This is a genomic window from Streptomyces sp. BL1 (assembly GCF_057628045.1).
Map to the genome: position 1 here is coordinate 6266309 of NZ_JBXYWZ010000002.1, position 15866 is coordinate 6282174.

The 15866-nt window shown below is 73.7% G+C and carries 11 protein-coding genes; 6 read left to right on the top strand and 5 right to left on the bottom strand.

The genetic code is table 11. From position 1 onward, the window contains the following. Nucleotides 1-69 precede the first annotated feature (69 nt). Together AC3AGO_RS27530 and AC3AGO_RS27535 are read left to right on the top strand one after the other, a co-directional pair. A complete protein-coding gene (locus AC3AGO_RS27530; RefSeq protein ID WP_487822925.1) occupies nt 70-1770 on the top strand; it encodes an FUSC family protein in 1701 nt (566 codons plus the stop codon). Nucleotides 1771-1904: 134 nt separating this feature from the next. Beyond that, a complete protein-coding gene (locus AC3AGO_RS27535) occupies nt 1905-2405 on the top strand; it encodes a MarR family winged helix-turn-helix transcriptional regulator (protein WP_487824848.1) in 501 nt (166 codons plus the stop codon). Between the two features lie 46 nt (nt 2406-2451). Here the strand turns inward: AC3AGO_RS27535 and AC3AGO_RS27540 are convergent, their stop codons facing one another. From AC3AGO_RS27540 to AC3AGO_RS27550, 3 genes are all read right to left on the bottom strand, one after another. Continuing rightward, nucleotides 2452-3561 carry an NAD(P)/FAD-dependent oxidoreductase gene (locus AC3AGO_RS27540; RefSeq protein ID WP_487822926.1) on the bottom strand — a complete coding sequence of 370 codons (1110 nt, stop codon included), beginning with the start codon at nt 3559-3561 and terminating at the stop codon, nt 2452-2454. Nucleotides 3562-3720: 159 nt separating this feature from the next. Continuing rightward, entirely contained in the window at nt 3721-4122 is a 402-nt protein-coding gene (locus AC3AGO_RS27545) for a VOC family protein (protein ID WP_487822927.1), read from the bottom strand. A gap of 39 nt (nt 4123-4161) precedes the next feature. Further along, nucleotides 4162-5679, bottom strand: a complete 1518-nt coding sequence (locus AC3AGO_RS27550) for an MFS transporter (protein WP_487822928.1) — start codon at nt 5677-5679, stop codon at nt 4162-4164. Nucleotides 5680-5985: 306 nt separating this feature from the next. On the opposite strand from AC3AGO_RS27550, the gene AC3AGO_RS27555 reads away from it, so the two are divergent. The 4 genes from AC3AGO_RS27555 to AC3AGO_RS27570 all read left to right on the top strand — a co-directional run bounded on the left by AC3AGO_RS27555 (nt 5986) and on the right by AC3AGO_RS27570 (nt 14263). Beyond that, entirely contained in the window at nt 5986-7737 is a 1752-nt protein-coding gene (locus tag AC3AGO_RS27555) for a fatty acyl-AMP ligase (RefSeq protein WP_487822929.1), read from the top strand. Then, nucleotides 7734-12554 carry a beta-ketoacyl synthase N-terminal-like domain-containing protein gene (locus AC3AGO_RS27560; RefSeq protein ID WP_487822930.1) on the top strand — a complete coding sequence of 1607 codons (4821 nt, stop codon included), beginning with the start codon at nt 7734-7736 and terminating at the stop codon, nt 12552-12554. The genes AC3AGO_RS27555 and AC3AGO_RS27560 overlap by 4 nt, the downstream gene beginning before the upstream one ends. Before the next feature lie 8 nt (nt 12555-12562). Beyond that, nucleotides 12563-13624 carry an alpha/beta hydrolase gene (locus tag AC3AGO_RS27565; RefSeq protein WP_487822931.1) on the top strand — a complete coding sequence of 354 codons (1062 nt, stop codon included), beginning with the start codon at nt 12563-12565 and terminating at the stop codon, nt 13622-13624. 237 nt (nt 13625-13861) lie between these two features. Continuing rightward, nucleotides 13862-14263, top strand: coding sequence for a DUF2267 domain-containing protein (locus tag AC3AGO_RS27570; RefSeq protein WP_487822932.1), 402 nt, complete (start codon nt 13862-13864; stop codon nt 14261-14263). 228 nt (nt 14264-14491) lie between these two features. Here AC3AGO_RS27570 and AC3AGO_RS27575 read toward each other — a convergent pair whose 3' ends face one another. Then, nucleotides 14492-15142 (bottom strand): restriction endonuclease, encoded by a 651-nt coding sequence (locus AC3AGO_RS27575; protein ID WP_487822933.1) that lies wholly within the window; start codon nt 15140-15142, stop codon nt 14492-14494. A gap of 197 nt (nt 15143-15339) precedes the next feature. Beyond that, nucleotides 15340-15681 carry a hypothetical protein gene (locus tag AC3AGO_RS27580; protein WP_487822934.1) on the bottom strand — a complete coding sequence of 114 codons (342 nt, stop codon included), beginning with the start codon at nt 15679-15681 and terminating at the stop codon, nt 15340-15342. Nucleotides 15682-15866 lie beyond the last annotated feature (185 nt).

The following is a 15866-nucleotide window of genomic DNA, read 5'->3' on the forward strand; positions in this document are numbered from 1 at the left end:
GGGGGAATGCGGGGCTGAGGGTGCGAGCGCAGGTATTTTACGCGTGAAATATATGCTAGTCTGGACGTCATGGGGAACCACGCCAGACCTGCCGACCACAGCGTCACCACCCGCGTCCGTCCGCTGCCCGTCAAGAGCACCGTGCGGCTGCGGCCCGTCCTCGACATCTGGCACAAGCACGCCTTCAGCGCCGCCGTCGCCATGGCCCTGGTGCTGTTCACGCTCTACGGACTCGACCGCCTCGACCTCGTCATCTACGGCGCCGGCGGCGCCATGTGCGCGCTCTACGCGCATGGCATGCCGTACGCCCGCCGCGCCCGCGCCCTCGTCTGGGTCGTGCTCGCCATGGTCGGCGGCATGGGCATCGGACTGCTCTCCTCCGCGCTGACCGACTCCGCCGCCGTCCTCGTGCTGCTCGCCTCCGTCGTCGCCGCGCTGCACAAGACGGTGTGCGACGCGACGCGCATCGGCCCGCCCGGCAACGTCGTCCTCACCTTCATCGCCGCCTCCGCCTTCTTCTTCCCCCAGCGGCTCGGCGAGATCCCCGCGCACCTCGGAGTCGCCCTCCTCGGCGGCGCCGTCGCCTGGCTCATCTGCATGGCACCCGCCCTCGTCCGCCCGCGCGGACCCGAACGCATCGCCACAGCGCGCGCGTTGGAGGCCGCCGCCGCCCTGCTGCGCACCGACGGCGACGACGGAGCCGCCCGTACGCGGCACGCCGCGGCCGCCGCCGTGAACGCCGCCTGGCACACCCTGCTCGCCGCGCCCGGCGCACCGGCCGGGCTCCGGCGGCTCCTCGTACGCGCCGAATGGGCACTAGGTACGCAGCCGGACGCCGGCGACGCGCGGCAAGCGGCGGCCGAGGCCGAACTGTGCGCCGGATGGGCCCGCGACCTGCGCGGCGGCCGGCCCGTACCGGAGGTGGAACTCACCCCGGCCCAGGCCGCACAGCTCGACGGCATCGCCGCCGAGGACCGGGAGACACGCCGTGCGGGACAGGGCTTCCGGGCCGTGCTCCGGCGCCTCGCCCCCGGTTCGCCACTGCTGCCGATCGGCGCGCGTGTCGTCGTCGGCTGCACACTCGCCGGCTGGGCCTCCCTGGCGCTCGGCGTCGGACGCCCCTACTGGGCCGTCGTCACCGCGGCCGCCATCTTCCAGATCAACACCACCGTCACCTGGCAGCGCGCCGTCCAGCGCACCCTCGGCAATCTGCTCGGCCTGGTCCTGTTCACCGCGCTGCTGCCGGTCATCGACACCGGCCACGTGGCGATGATCCTGCTGGTGCTCGCCTGCCAGATAGGCGCCGAGGCGTTCATCAGCCGCAACTACTGGCTGGGTTCGGTCTGTGTGACCCCGATGGCGCTCATGCTGACCGAGTTCGGCAGCCGCACCGCACCGGGCGAACTGGTCACCGACCGCTGGATCGACACCCTGCTCGGCGTCGCCATCGGGCTGCTGTGCAGCATCGTCGTCACCAACCGCCGGGCCTCGCACCGCATGGAGAAGGCGCTGCGGCAGGCCGACGACGCGCGGACCGCCGTACGGGAACTCCTCGCCCCCGGCGCACCCTTCGGCACGGACGCCGCCCGCATCGTACGTGACGACCTGTCGGCCGCACTGGTCGAACTGCGCGACGCCATGGACGCCGCCTCCGGCGAATGGTGGCAGCGCGCCCTCCCCGAGGAGCAGGTGTCCCGCACGGAACGCCAGGGACACCGCGAGCTCGCACAGCTCACACGCCGACTCCACCCTCCGGTGATGGCGGCGTGAACAGAGCGGCACAATGGAGCGCCGCCAAGGTGAAAGGAGAGGCCGTGAACGGGGACACCGCCGCTGAGAACGACCACGACGCACAACAGGCGGAAGGTGGCCGCGGAACGGACCGCGCGGAGGACGGGGAGGACATCGTCGCCGGCGTGCTGCGCCAGTGGCACCGCGTCCACCCCGAACTCGACACCGCGCCCATGGCGCTCATCGGCCGCCTCAACCGCTGCGCGGCGCTCCTCCAGCAGGCCGTCGACGCACCGCTGCGCCAGGAGGGCCTGACCAGGCCGGAGTTCGACATCCTCGGCACGCTGCGCCGCGTCGACGAGGAACTCACGCCCGGACGGATCGCCCGCGAGACCTTCGCCTCCGGCGCCGCGGTCACCAAACGCCTCAAGGAACTGGAGTCCCGCGGGCTCGTCTCCCGCCGCCCCGACGGACGCGACCGCCGCGTCGCCCATCTGTCGCTGACCGACGCCGGACGCACTCTGGTCGACGGCGTGCTGCCCAAACAGCTCGCCTACGAGGCCGACCTGCTGTCCGGACTGGCACCCGGTCACCGGGACGAACTGTCCGAGGGGCTGCGCGAGTTGCTCACCCTCATGGAACGGCACGTGGGGGACACGCCGCTGAGTGCGTGACCTCCACGCCGTACGACGCGGGCTCCTTCCGTCCTCGCGCTGCCCGTCAGCCGAAGCGTTCCGGGCGGAAGGGGGCCAGCTCCGGAAGCCGGACGTCCTCCAGGAGTTCACGCGCCGCGAGGTCCGCCAGACCCGCCGCGAGCGTCACGCCGCTGTGCGTCACCATCGCGTACGTACGGTCGCTCACGTGGCCCACCGCCGGCAGTCCGTCCAGCGGCATCGGGCGCACACACACCTGCCGGTCCACGACCTCCGCGCCGCGCAGCGCCGGTACGACGGCGCGGGCCCGGTCGAGGAGGAGCGCCGCCAGGCGGTCCAACTCCCCGTCGGGCGTGTGCAGATCGACGTCGATGTCCCCGGCCTCCAGATGCACCAGGTCCACGCCGTGCGCCCGCATGTGGACCAGCGGGGTGTGCAGCACACGCAGCGGCGGCGCCGCGACCGGCCCGACCCGTACGACCAGCGCGGGGGACTCCGAGCCCGGCGGGGACGGGTCGACGATGGGTACCTCGGCGCCCGCTGTCCTGGTCACCTCGGGGGTCCAGCGGCCGGCGCAGCACACCACCGTGTCGGCGTGCAGGCGTGCGCCGTCCGCCGTCCCGACCACTCCGTCGCCGACCGTCACGGCGTGCCCCGCCGCGCCGGTACGGATCTCCGCGCCGGCGTCCTCCGCGCGCCGCAGCAGCCCGTCGACGAACCGCTCCGTCAGCACATAGCCCTCACCGGGGAACCAGCCCACCTCCCCGACGCCGTCCGGGAGTTCCAGCGCGGGCTCCAGGGCAGCCGCCTTGTCGCGGTCCACCAGCTCCGCCTCGTACCCCCACTCGCGCAACAGGCCCACCTGCGCGGCGTATTCGGCCTGCCGGCCGGCGTCGCCGTACCAGCGGAGGTTGCCCACGGGGCGGTACCAGCCGTCGCCGCCGGCCCGCTCGGCGAGCTTCGCCCACTCGGCCATGCTGCGCACGCGCAGCCCGTGATAGGCGTGCGACGTCCGGGCGTTGGAGTTCAGCCAGGCCAGGCTCCACCGGCTGGCGCCGCTTCCCGGGCGCTCGCGCTCCAGCAGGACGACCCGCGCCCCCGCCTCCGTCAGCCGGTGCGCGAGGGCGGCCCCCAGCACTCCGCCTCCCACGATCGCGATCCGCCGCTGCGTGCTCATGCTCCTCCTCGTGGCCCGACTGCCGTGCTTCTCCGGCCCGTTGGGGCGGGTTCCGGCGACAGTGTACGGCGATTGGGAACGTTCTCACACCCCCTGATGAGAACGCTCCCGCGCGACGGCGGTCCCCGGGCCACGCGACGTGCGGAGGAGGCGGAGGGGTTACGGGGCGGCGGGCAGGTCCATGTGGATGACCTCCCACAGGTGGCCGTCCGGGTCCTGGAAGCTGCGGCCGTACATGGGCCCTTCCTCCATCGTCTCGTTGGAGGCGCTGCCGCCGGAGGCGAGTGCCGCCTCGACGAGCCTGTCGACCTCTTCGCGGTTCTCCACGCCGAGCGCGGTGATGCACTCGGTCGTCGTGGTGGAGTCGGCGATCTGCTTCTTGGTGAAGTTCCGGAAGAACGGCTCGGTCAGCAGCATCGCGTAGATGTCGTCGCCGATGATCAGACAGGCCGCGTTGCTGTCCGAGAACTCCGGGTTGAAGGCGAAGCCGAGCTTGGTGAAGAAGTCCCGCGAGCGGTCCAGGTCCTTCACCGGCAGGTTCACGAAGATCTTGGTGGACATGGCGTTCCTTCCCTCATCCGCCCCGCCGGTGTGCGGGGCTTACAGAGGGGGAGACCGCCGGGCGCCGTGCAACTCATCGGCATCCGGGGAGAATCTTCCGGATCCTGTCATTCCGGACCTGGCCGCTCCGTGTCCGGTCTTCGGGGCCCGCGCTCCACGGTGCCGTCCGGTGCGCCGCAGGGTCGTCGCCGCGACGAGCGCACCGCACAGCACGAGCAGCGCGGCGAGCCGCAGCCCCGCCTCGTAGCCGTCGAGGAACGCCGCGTCCGGCGTGCTGCCCGCGGCCAGCGCGTCCCGCTGCCGGCGCGCGAGGACGACGCCGACGAGCACCACCCCGAACACACCGGAGGCTTCGCGTGCCGTGCTGACCAGACCCGAGGCCGTACCGGACCGCCCCGCGGGCACGTCGGCGAGCGCCGCCACGGTCATCGGCGCCGTGAACGCCGAGCCCACGCCGATGAGGAGCAGTCCCGGCTGGAGACTCGCGTACGTGGCGCCGGAACCGGCCGCCGACACGTACAGCAGTCCACCCGCGACCATCGCGAGCCCGGCGGCGATGACCCAGTTGGCGCCCGCGCGGCGGGCGAGAGGCTCCGCGGCGGGCGTCATGGCGAGCAGGGCCAGCGCGAGGGGGAGGAAGACCAGTCCGGCCTCGGTGGGGGACAGGCCGAGGATCTGCTGGAGGTAGAGGGACGTGAAGAAGAAGACCCCGTTGACGCCGACTCCCCACAGCACCTGCGCCGCCGCGCCGCCGGTGAGCGTGCGGATGCGGAAGGCGCGCGGGTCGACGAGCGGGGTGAACGCGCGTGCCTCCACGAGCAGAAAGGCGAGACCCGCGACCGCCGCCGTCATCAGGCACGCCGGCACCGGGTCGGTACGGAAGCCCTGTTCGCCGCCCTCCACCAGTCCGTACGTGAGGAAGAACAGTGCGACGCCGGACAGTGCGACGCCGGGAAGGTCGAGGACGCGCAGCAGTGCGGCAGGCCGGCGGGACGGCACCGTGGGCGGCGGGACGGCGAGGGCGAGCACCGCGGCGAGCGTGCCGAAGGGGAGGTTGAGGAGGAACACCCACTCCCAGCCCCAGCGTTCGGTCACCACACCGCCGAGCACGGGCCCGGAGGCGAGCGCCACGGCGAGGGCCGCCGTCCACACGCCGATGGCGAACGTGCGCCGCTTCTCCGGCACATCGCCCGCCACGACGGCCAGCGAGGCCGGGATCACGCACGCGGCGCCCGCGCCCTGTACGGCGCGCGCCGCGATCAGTGCGGTGCCGCTGCCGGACAGGCCCGCGAGCACCGAGGCCCCGGTGAAGACGGCGAGCCCCGTCACGAGCACGGTGCGCCGTCCTGCCAGGTCCGACAGTCGTCCGCCGAGCAGCATCAGAGTGGAGAACGTCAGCACATAGCTGATCGCCACCCACTCCAGCTCCTCGGCGGACAGGGCGAGTTCGCGCTGGAGGGAGGGCAGGGCGACGTGCACGACAGTGTTGTCCAGCATGGCGATGAAGCCGGACAGTGCCACGGTGGCGAGCACGGCGGTCGAACGGGCACGGCTCATGGCCGCGGACCCTAGCCGCGGCGCCGGACGCGCGTCCGCACGGCCGCCGCAATTCCTTCACGTGTGACAAGCCGCCCGGTGCCGCTTGTCACCGCGGGACGGAGAACGGCGCACAGTCCGGCCGGTGTGCCGTACGTCTCCGTGACGGGTCATCAGGATTCCGCCCCACAGGGTGACCTGGGCGTATGGAGGTGTCTTCGCATTCCGCTCACAGCTTCCCGCGGGACATTTGTCAGGCGCCGCTATTTGCGCACCGACGCTCCCTCGTGAGCCTGGGGTCTCCCCCGCAACGTGGAGGTCCTTCTCATGTCTCCCGCACTCTCCCCACAGGATCCCCTGCTGACCGGCATGCTCGACCGCTGGGCCGAAGAGCGCGGCGCACGGCGCGCGTTCACCGCGGTCGAGTTCCCCGACCTGGCCGCACCCGGCACCCACCGCTCCGTCACCTGGAGCGCCCTGCGCAGCCGTGCGCTCGGCATCGCCGGACGGCTCACGAGGGAGACGGCGCCGGGAGACAGGGCCGCCCTGCTGCTGCCCCAGGGGCTCGACTACGTCGCCGCGTTCCTCGGCTGCCTGTACGCGGGAGTGGTGGCGGTCCCGCTGTTCGCCCCCGGGCTGCCCGGACACGAGGGGAGGCTCGCCGCCGTACTGGAGGACTGCGGGCCGGCGTGCCTGCTCACCGACACGGGTTCGCTGGAGGCCGTACGGGACTGTCACAGCGGTGCGACGGTCATCGCCGTCGACAGTTTGGCGCGTGGTCAAATGGTGGATGGCGGTGACCAGTTGGCCGGTACGGACGGTCAGGCGGTGCGCCGTACGCCAGGGCCGGAGGACGCGGCCTATCTGCAGTACACCTCCGGCTCCACCCGCACACCCGCGGGCGTCGTCATCTCGCACCGGAACGTCGTCGCCAACGCGCGGCAGGCCGTGGAGGCGTACGCGGCGGACCCCTCGGCGACGACCACCGTCGGCTGGCTGCCGCTCTTCCACGACATGGGCCTCGTCCTGAGCGTCGCCGCCCCCCTGTACGGCGGCTTCCCGTCCGTCCTGATGGACCCCGTCGCCTTCCTCGAACTGCCCGTCCGCTGGCTGCGGCTGCTGTCCCGCTACCCCGGCGCGGTGAGCGCCGCGCCCAACTTCGCGTACGACTACTGCGCCGGCCGCGTGCGGCAGGGCGAACGCGACGGGCTCCGGCTGGAACGTGTCAGGGCGCTCATCAACGGCAGCGAACCCGTACGGCCCGCGACCGTCGACCGTTTCACCCGCGCCTTCGCACCGTACGGACTGCGGCCCGAAGCGCACTGTCCGTCGTACGGACTGGCCGAGGCCACCGTGTTCGTGTGCGCCGACCCGCCGGGCCGGCCGCCCGTACGGCTGTCCGTCGACAGGGCCGCACTCAGCGACGGCAAAGTGCTGCCCGTGGACGGCGACGACACGGCCGCCGTGCACATGGTCACCTGCGGCACACCGGCCGGCCAGCGGCTGCGCATCGTCGACCCGGACACCGGCGTCGGACTGCCCGACGGCGAGGTCGGAGAGATCTGGCTGCAGGGGCCCAACACCGGCCGCGGCTACCGCAACAGGCCGCGGCAGTCCGCCGAGACCTTCGCGGCGCGGCTGCCCGGCGAGGACGGACTGTGGCTGCGTACAGGCGACTTGGGCGCACTGCACGACGGCGCGCTGCTCGTCACCGGACGCCTCAAGGACCTCGTCATCGTCGACGGGCGCAACCACTACCCGCACGACATCGAGGAGTCCGTGCAGGACTCCCTCCCCGTGGTGCGCCGCGACCGCACGGCGGCGTTCACCGTGCCCGTCGAGGACCCGCAGGAGAGCACGGAGGTCCTGGTCGTCGTCGCCGAGCACCTGCGGGACGCCGAACCCGACGAGAGCGACCGCACCTCCGCACGGGACGCGGCACGCGCCGTCGTCTCCGGCGGCCACGGCGTACGGCTCGCCGACTTCCGGCTGGTGCCGCCCGGTTCGATACCGCGCACCTCCAGCGGAAAGGTCTCCCGCTCCGCCTGCCGCGCCCGCTACCTGGAGGGGGCACTGTGACGGACAGCGAGACGGTGAACAGCACCACCGGGGCAGCAGGCGGCACTCCGACGGCGGGCCGGACGGGTGTGAACCTTCCGGCAGTCGACCCGACAGCGGCAGAGGAGCCGGTGGCGGAACGGTCGGAGGGGACGGTGGCGGAGGGCGCTCCGTCCGGCGCCGGTTCCCGGGGCCGGGAGGAGCTGCTGCGGCGCACCGTGGTGACGCGGCTGTGCGAACGGTACGGCCTGCGGCCCGAGGACATCGGCGACGACCGGCCGTTCGCCGAACTCGGCCTGGCCTCCGGGGACGCCGTGGCCATCGCCTCCGAACTGAGCCTGCTCACCGGCGAACCGCTGCCCGCCACACTGCTGTGGGACCACCCCACGCTCGGCCGGCTGCGGGAGCGGCTGCGGACACCGCCGGAACACCGCGGCGCACAGTCCGGCGGCGCGGGGGAGTCCGGACAGCTCCGGAACGGCGTGACCCCCGCCGCGGAGCTGTCCGGTCCACCCGGCGCCCCCGGCGCCCCCGGCGTGCCGGACCTGCCCCCGGTGGCCGTCGTCGGGGTGGGCTGCCGACTGCCGGGGGCCGAAGGGCCGGACGCCTTCTGGCAGTTGCTCACCGAGGGCCGCGACGCTGTCGGCGAGGTGCCCGGGGGACGCTGGGACGCGTTCACCGCACAGCACGGAGCCCCGCAACCGGAACAGCACGGCGCTCTGGAGAGCGTCAGCAGACAGGGCGGCTATCTGGACGATGTCGCCGGGTTCGACGCCGAGTTCTTCGGCATCCCGCCCCGCGAGGCGGCCGTGATGGACCCGCAGCAGCGCATGCTGCTGGAGGTCGCCCGCGAAGCCCTCGACCACGCCGCCGTCCCAGCGCCCTCGCTGGCCGGCACGGCGACCGGCGTGTACGTCGGCGTCAGCGGCAACGAGTACGCACAGCTGACCACCGCGCAGTGGGACGCCGTCGACGCCTGGACCCCGCCCGGCGCGGCCCTCAGCATCGCCGCCAACCGGCTGTCGTACGCCCTCGATCTGCGCGGCCCCAGCCTCACCCTCGACACGGCCTGCTCTTCTTCGCTGGTCGCCGTGCACCACGCCGTGCGCAGTCTCGCCACGGGCGAGTGCGACACGGCGCTCGCCGGCGGGGCCAACCTGCTGCTGTCGCCCGCGCTGACCCTCGCGTTCCAGCGGATGGGCGCGCTCGCCCCGAACGGCCGCTGCCGTGCCTTCGACGCCGACGCGGACGGCATGGTGCGCGGTGAGGGCTGCGCGGTGGTCGTGCTCAAACGGCTGACGGACGCCGAACGGGACGGCGACCGCGTCCTGGCCGTCGTCCGCTCCACCGCCGTCAACTCCGACGGCCGCTCCAACGGGCTGCTCGCCCCCAACCCGCAGGCACAGCAGGCCCTGTTGGAGCGTGCCTGCGCCGCGGCCGGTGTACGGGCAGCCGACGTGGACCACGTCGAGGCGCACGGCACCGGGACACCCCTCGGCGACCCCATCGAGGCCGGCGCGCTCGGCGCCGTACTGGGTGCGGGACGGGACGCGGACCGGCCGCTGCTCATCGGCTCCGTCAAGTCCAACCTCGGGCACCTGGAAGCGGCAGCCGGCATCACGGGACTCGTCAAGACCGTGCTCGCGCTGCACCGCGACGAGATTCCGGCCAGCCTGCACTTCGAACGGCCCAGCCCGCACATCGACTTCGACGCGCTGCGGCTGCGGGTGGCGGCCGACCCGGAGCCCTGGCCCCGCTACTCCGGCACCGCGACCGCCGGCGTGTCCGCCTTCGGCTTCGGCGGCACGAACGCGCACGCCGTTCTGCAGGAACACCGGCCCTCCGTACGACCCGCCGGCCTCCCGGCCGAAGGGGGCGCGCCCGCAGTGCTGTTGCTGGACGGCGCCACGGAGCAACGGGTGCGCACGTACGCCGGTGAACTCGCCGACTGGCTGGGCACCGTCGCCGGGCGCACCGTGCACCCGTACGACCTGGGGCAGACACTGACCGGCAGAACTGGGCGCGGACGGCACCGTGCAGCTGTCGTCGCGGAGGACACCGCCGACGCCGCGCGGCAGCTCGCCGCCTACGCCCAGGGACGCCCCGGGGCACAGGTCGCCACCGGTGCCGAGGCTTCTTGGCAGGACGCCGTGTGGGTGTTCTCCGGATACGGCACACAGTGGCCCGGCATGGGGGAGCGGCTCCTGCACACGGAACCCGCCTTCGCGGAGGCCGTCGACAGGCTGGAACCCCTGCTGCGCGAACACGCCGGGCTCTCCCTGCGCGAACACCTCGGTACCGAAGCACAGTTGGACACGCCCGACGTGGTGATGCCCGTGCTGTACGGACTGCAGGTCGCCCTGGCAGCACTGTGGCGCGCCCACGGCGCTGAACCCGCCGCCGTCATCGGGCACTCGATGGGCGAGGTCGCCGCCGCCGTGACGGCGGGCGCACTGAGCGAGGAGGACGGCGCGCGGGTCATCTCCGTACGGTCGCGGCTCCTCGCCCGGCAGCGGGGCGGCGCCATGGCCGCCGTCGAACTGCGGCCGGAAGAAGTGGCGCACCTTTCGGCACGGTTCCCCAGCGTGCGGGTCGCCGTGCACGCCTCGCCCACACAGTGCGTGGTCACCGGCACGGACGACGACATCACCGGCATCGCCGCCCATGTGACCTCATGCGGCGGGCTGGCCCGCCCCCTCCCCGTCACCGTCGCAGGACACTCGCCGCACGTCGACCCGCTCCTCGGTGAACTGGCCGCCGGGCTGGAGGGGTTGCGCCCCGGGGCACCGCACGTACCGCTGTACACCACGGTGCTGGACGCGCCGCGGGACCTGCCGGGATACGGCGCGGACTACTGGGCGGCCAACCTGCGGCGCCCCGTACGGTTCGCGCAGGCCGTGACGGCCGCGGCCGAGGACGGGCACCGTACGTTCGTCGAAATCTCCCCGCACCCCACCCAACTGCACCCGCTCGCCGAGACACTGCACGCCGTGTGCGGGGAGTCCGCCGTGTCCGGGGAGCCGTCGGCCGCTGCTGACGGTCCGCTGCTCGTCCCCACGCTGCGCCGCGGGACGGACGACGCCCGTACGTTCCGGGACGCGCTGGCGACCCTGCTGGCGCACGGCATGCCCGCAAACCGGGCTGCGCTGCATCCGGGCGGCAGGGTCACCGACGTACCCGGCCCCCGGTGGTGGCACCGTCCGCACTGGACGACGGGCCGTCTGTACGGTGCGGCCGTCCCGCAGGACGGACGGCCGCACCCCGAAGACCCGTACGGGGAGCCACAGTCCGGCACCCCGGTGGCGGATGCGCAATCCGGCGCTCGCGCCACGGAGCGGGACGGGGGCCCGGTCCGCGCCGCGGAGCCGGACGGCGGTCCGGCCACCGTGCTGGACCGGCTCGCGGGAGGCGTCGGGCAGGTGCTCGGCTACGCCCCCGGCCGGCTGGACCCGGACCTTCCGCTGGCGGACTTCGGCCTCGACTCCCTCATGGCGGCCCGCATCCGCACCTTCGTGGAGCGGGAGTTCGCCCTCACCGTCCCCCTGGAGGTCCTCCTGCGGCAGGGCACCCTCGCGGGCGTGGCCCGCTGGCTGGAGGCGGAGGGCGAGGCCGCACGCGGTCGTGGGGGCGCTGACACGTCGTCACCGGGCGCTGGGTCAACGGGACATGAGCACGTCGGTCGTGTGGCCCCGCGCCAAACTGTAGAAGGTGAGGCCGCGCGCAGCCGGTCGGTTGCTGATGTGGCGTCAGCGGGGCTTGCGACAGTGGAAGGTGAGAGCCCCGACCGCGTGACCCCGCGCGACGCCGTCGAACGGGCCGTCTCCGCCGCCTGGCAGACCGTACTCGGCGGACCCGCACCCGGCGCCCGCGAACCCCTGTCGGAGCCGTCTCGCGCACAGTCCGCCCGGTTCGCCGACGACGTCGCCGCACGTACAGGGGCGCAGGCCGGACCGGCCGAACTCCTCGCACCTCCGCTCTCCGTGGAGACGATCGCCGAACGGCTGCGCCCCCACCTCGGCGGGCCCGACCGCGGCACCCTCCGCACTCTGACCGAGGGCGGAACCGGCAGCCCCCTGTTCCTCGCCCACCCCGCGGGCGGCTCCACCGCCGTCTATCTGCCGCTCGCCGAACGCCTCGGACCCGGCAGGCCCTGCCACGGCCTCGACCGCCTCCCCGAACTGCACTCCGTCCCCGAACGCGCCCGCGCATACGCCCGGTTGGTCCAGGAGGCGCATCCCGGCGGACCGTGGATGCTGGGCGGCTGGTCGTACGGCGGACTGGTCGCACAGGAAACCGCGCGCCTGCTGACCGCGGAAGGCGGCACCGTGGCGGCGCTCGTCCTGATCGACAGTGTGCTGCCGCTGCCGGCCCCACAGCTGTCCCCGCAGGACGAGGCCCGCCGCCGCTTCACCGAGTTCGCCGCGTACGTGGAGCGCACGTACGGCGCGCCGCTGCCCCTCCCGTACGAGGAACTCGCCCTCCTCGACGACCGCGGACAGGTCGACCTCGTGGTCAAGGCGCTGGAACAGGCCGTGGATCCGCCCGCCGCGGTACTGGAACACCAGCGCACCTCGTACCTCGACCTGCGCAGCGGCGAACAGCACACACCCGGCCCCTACGCCGGCCGCACGCTGCTCGTACGGGCGACGGAAGCCGCGCCCCACACAGTGCGCGACGAACGGTACGAGCGGGACGACGAATCGCTCGGCTGGAACGCGTACTGCGACGACCTGACCGTCGTCCCCGTACACGGGCACCACCTGTCACTGCTCGACCCGCCCGCCGTCGACCTGTTGGGCCGGCACCTCTCCGCCTACCTCGCACAGTCCGAAAGGTGACCTGACCGATGAGCAGCAACCGCACCGGTGACAGTCCCGCCCAACACCGCAGACCCTCCCGCCGACGACTGCTCACCGCGGCTGCCGGCGTGCTCGCGGGAACGGGCGGACTGACCGCCGTACACGCCGCCTCCGGCGCACCCGCCGGCTCCCGGCCGGACTCTGCTGTTCCCGGTGCGGGTGGCGCGCGTGTCGTCGGTGAGGAGTGGGCGGACGGTCGCACGGTCGACCTGCGCATCGCCTCCCCGGCGGCCGGCCGCACCCTGCCCGTCCGGGTGCTGCTGCCCACAGACTGGCGGCGGCACCCGGACCGCACCTGGCCCGTCCTGCACCTGCTGCAGGGCGCCCACGACACGTACACGTCGTGGACCCGGGAGACCGGCATCGAGAGCTTCACCCGCGGCAAGGACCTCATCACCGTCATGCCGGAATCCGGTAAGACCGGCATCCCCACCGACTGGTGGCACGGCGGACGCGGCGGCGAGGACTACGAGACGTTCCACGCCGACGAGGTCATGGCCGTACTCCGGCACCGCTTCCGTGCGGCCGGCCCGCGCGTCGTCGCCGGCGTGTCCACCGGCGGCTACGGGGCGCTCGCCCTCGCCGCCCGGCGCCCCGGCACCTTCACCGCCGCGGCCTCCTACAGCGGCCTCCCGCACACCCGGCTCACCGGCGTGCCGAGCCTGCTGTCCGCCATCGTCGCCCGCGAACTGGCCGCCCCCTCCTCCCTGTGGGGCAACCCCGTCCTCCAGCACCGCAACTGGGCGGCCCACGACCCGTACACGCAGGCCAAGGCGCTGCGCGGCACACCGCTCTACGTGTCGGCGGGCACCGGCCTGCTGGGCGGCGGCGACAGTACGGACCCGCCGGACGGGCGCATTCTGGAGAGCTCGGTGTGGCCGGCCAACAAGTCCTTCGCCGACCGGCTGGAACGCCTCGGCATCCCCGCCACCGTCCACCTCTACCGGGGCGGGGCGCACGCATGGCCGCACTGGGAGCGGGAGTTCCGGGCCTCGTGGCCGCTGCTGGCCGGCGGGTTGGGGCTGGGGCTGTCGGCGCATCCGGGGTGACGTGGGGGAGGGCTGTTTCGGGGCGCCGTGAGGGCGCCGTCCCGAAGGCGCTGTGGGGGCGTCTTCGGGACGGCGACGAGAGGTCCTTGGGGCCTCTTCGGGGCCCTTTCGGGGCTTCTTCGGGGTGGCGCCGGGGTGCCTTTCGGGCGGCGTCGGAGCGGTGAGTCCGACACGGGCGTCATGAGAGGGTGCCCGGATGGGCAGGCTGCCCTGGACCACCACGACAAGGAGCACTGGATGGACGAGAGTTTGGAGGGGCTGCTGGCGCAGGTCACAGAACGCGGCGAGTACCCGACCGCGCAAGAGGCCGCCCGCGCCACACAGGCCGTACTCGAAACTCTGGGCGCGCACCTGGGCGGGGAGGAGCGCACACGCCTCGCCCTGGCACTGCCCCCGCTCTGCGCCCCGCTGCTGATCGACGCCGGCTCCGACGAGCCGCCGGCGGAACCGCTCACGCCCGAGCGGCTCCTGGACGAACTCGCCGCGCGGGACGGCGGCAGCGCGGAAATGGCCCGCCGGGACGCGGACGCCGTCCTCGGCGCGATCGCCTCCCGCGCCGACGAGGCGCTCATCCGCCGGATCCTCGCGCACCTCCCTCCGGGGCACGCGCCGCTGTTCGGGCGGCCGGAACCCAAGTAGCGTTCCGGGCCCGGGCGATTCGCTGCGCGGGACCTTTGCCGTGTGTGTCCTTCGCCGTCCGCGGTGTGCGCTGCGCGCGTGCTGCGCGCGTGTGTGCTGTGCGTGTGTGCGCGTCCCGCGAGGGTTCGCCTTTTGCGGTTTCGCGGGCGTCGGCGTCGGGACGGTGGTTCGGGGCGGCCCGTTTGCGAGCCCCTGTGGGCTCTCCCCTGTGACGTTCTCCTGCGGTGGTCAGGACGCGTGCGGACCGGTTCCGTCAGGGCTGCGCGGTCCCGACAGTCCCGCCGGGCGCGGCGGTATGTGTCGCAGCAGGTCCCACAGCGGCCACGAACCGCCGGCCCAGCGGCCCAGCAGCTCACGCGGCACAAGATGCATGCTCTGGCTGCCGCCGAACGCGGCCGCGTCCCGCGTGAACCTCCCGTTCGTCGCCACCACGACGACATCCGCCCCGTGCACCGGCCGCGCCGTCCCGTTCACCGCCTGCAGGTCCCGTGAGCCCACGGGAGAACCGGCCGTCCCGTCGCGCCGGTGCTTGCACTGCACCACCCAGCGTCTGCCCTGCGGGTCCGTCGCGATCACGTCGGCCCCCAAGTCGCCGCGGCCGCCCACCCGTTCCGCGTCCGCGCAGCCGTCCCTGCGGAGCAGGTCCCGCACCGCGTACTCGAACTGCGTGTGGTGCAGGGCGTCCAACTGGGGCAGCCCGTACCGCAGTCCGTCGGACCGTGCCCGCTCCCACTCCTGCCGCCTGCCACGCCGCTGCCACCACCACGCGCCCGCCACGACGGCGGCCGCGGCGAGCGCGGCGAGAATCCACCAGTGCGTCAGCAGCCACTGCACCAGCGCGACACAGAGGAAGGCGCCGCCTCCGATGGCGACGAGCATGACCAGTCGCTCGTCGCTCTGACGTTGGCTCTGTCGCCGCCGTTGCGGTTGCCGCTGTCGCGGCCCGGCGGTGGGGCGGGTTGTCCGGCGCCTGCGTGTCGGGGTCCGCCGTGTGCCCGTGGTCCTGCGCGTCCTGCGCGCTGCCTGGCCTCGCCGTGCCGCCGCTGCGCTCCTCACGGGGCGGCGTGCGCGGCCGCTCACCGGTCCGCCCCCTCGACCGGTGCGTCCGGGAACGTGATCCGGACGACCGGGACGCCTCCTCCGTGCCTCGAACTGTCCGCCGTGGGGCCGGACTTCCCGGCTGTGTCCGCGCCTGTGCCTGTGGCTGTGTCCGCGCCTTCGTCGGCGCGGTCCGCCCTGCCGTCTCCGTGCCGCCCGCCGTTCGCCCCTTCTCCGGCGCCGCCTCCGCCGGAGAACGCGAACACCGCGACGACGACCGCCGCGAGCACGGCGAGCTGCTTCCCTGCGCCGGGCGCCATGCGGCTGTGCGCCCGGACCTGCGTACCGTCCTGCTTCTCGTAACCCCTGACCGCCACCATGCGTGCCTCCCCCTCGAGGCCGGAACGTGTCCCCGCGTCCACCGACCAGTGGAGCAGACGCCACTGACAATCGGTCAGGAACGGGGGCCGGTCGCCGGTACGGAGTACGAACAGCGGCGGGCGCGGTGCGGGTGGGGTCGGGTTTGTCGGTGTGCGGGGGTGGGGGTGGTGGCTCCGGGGGACCC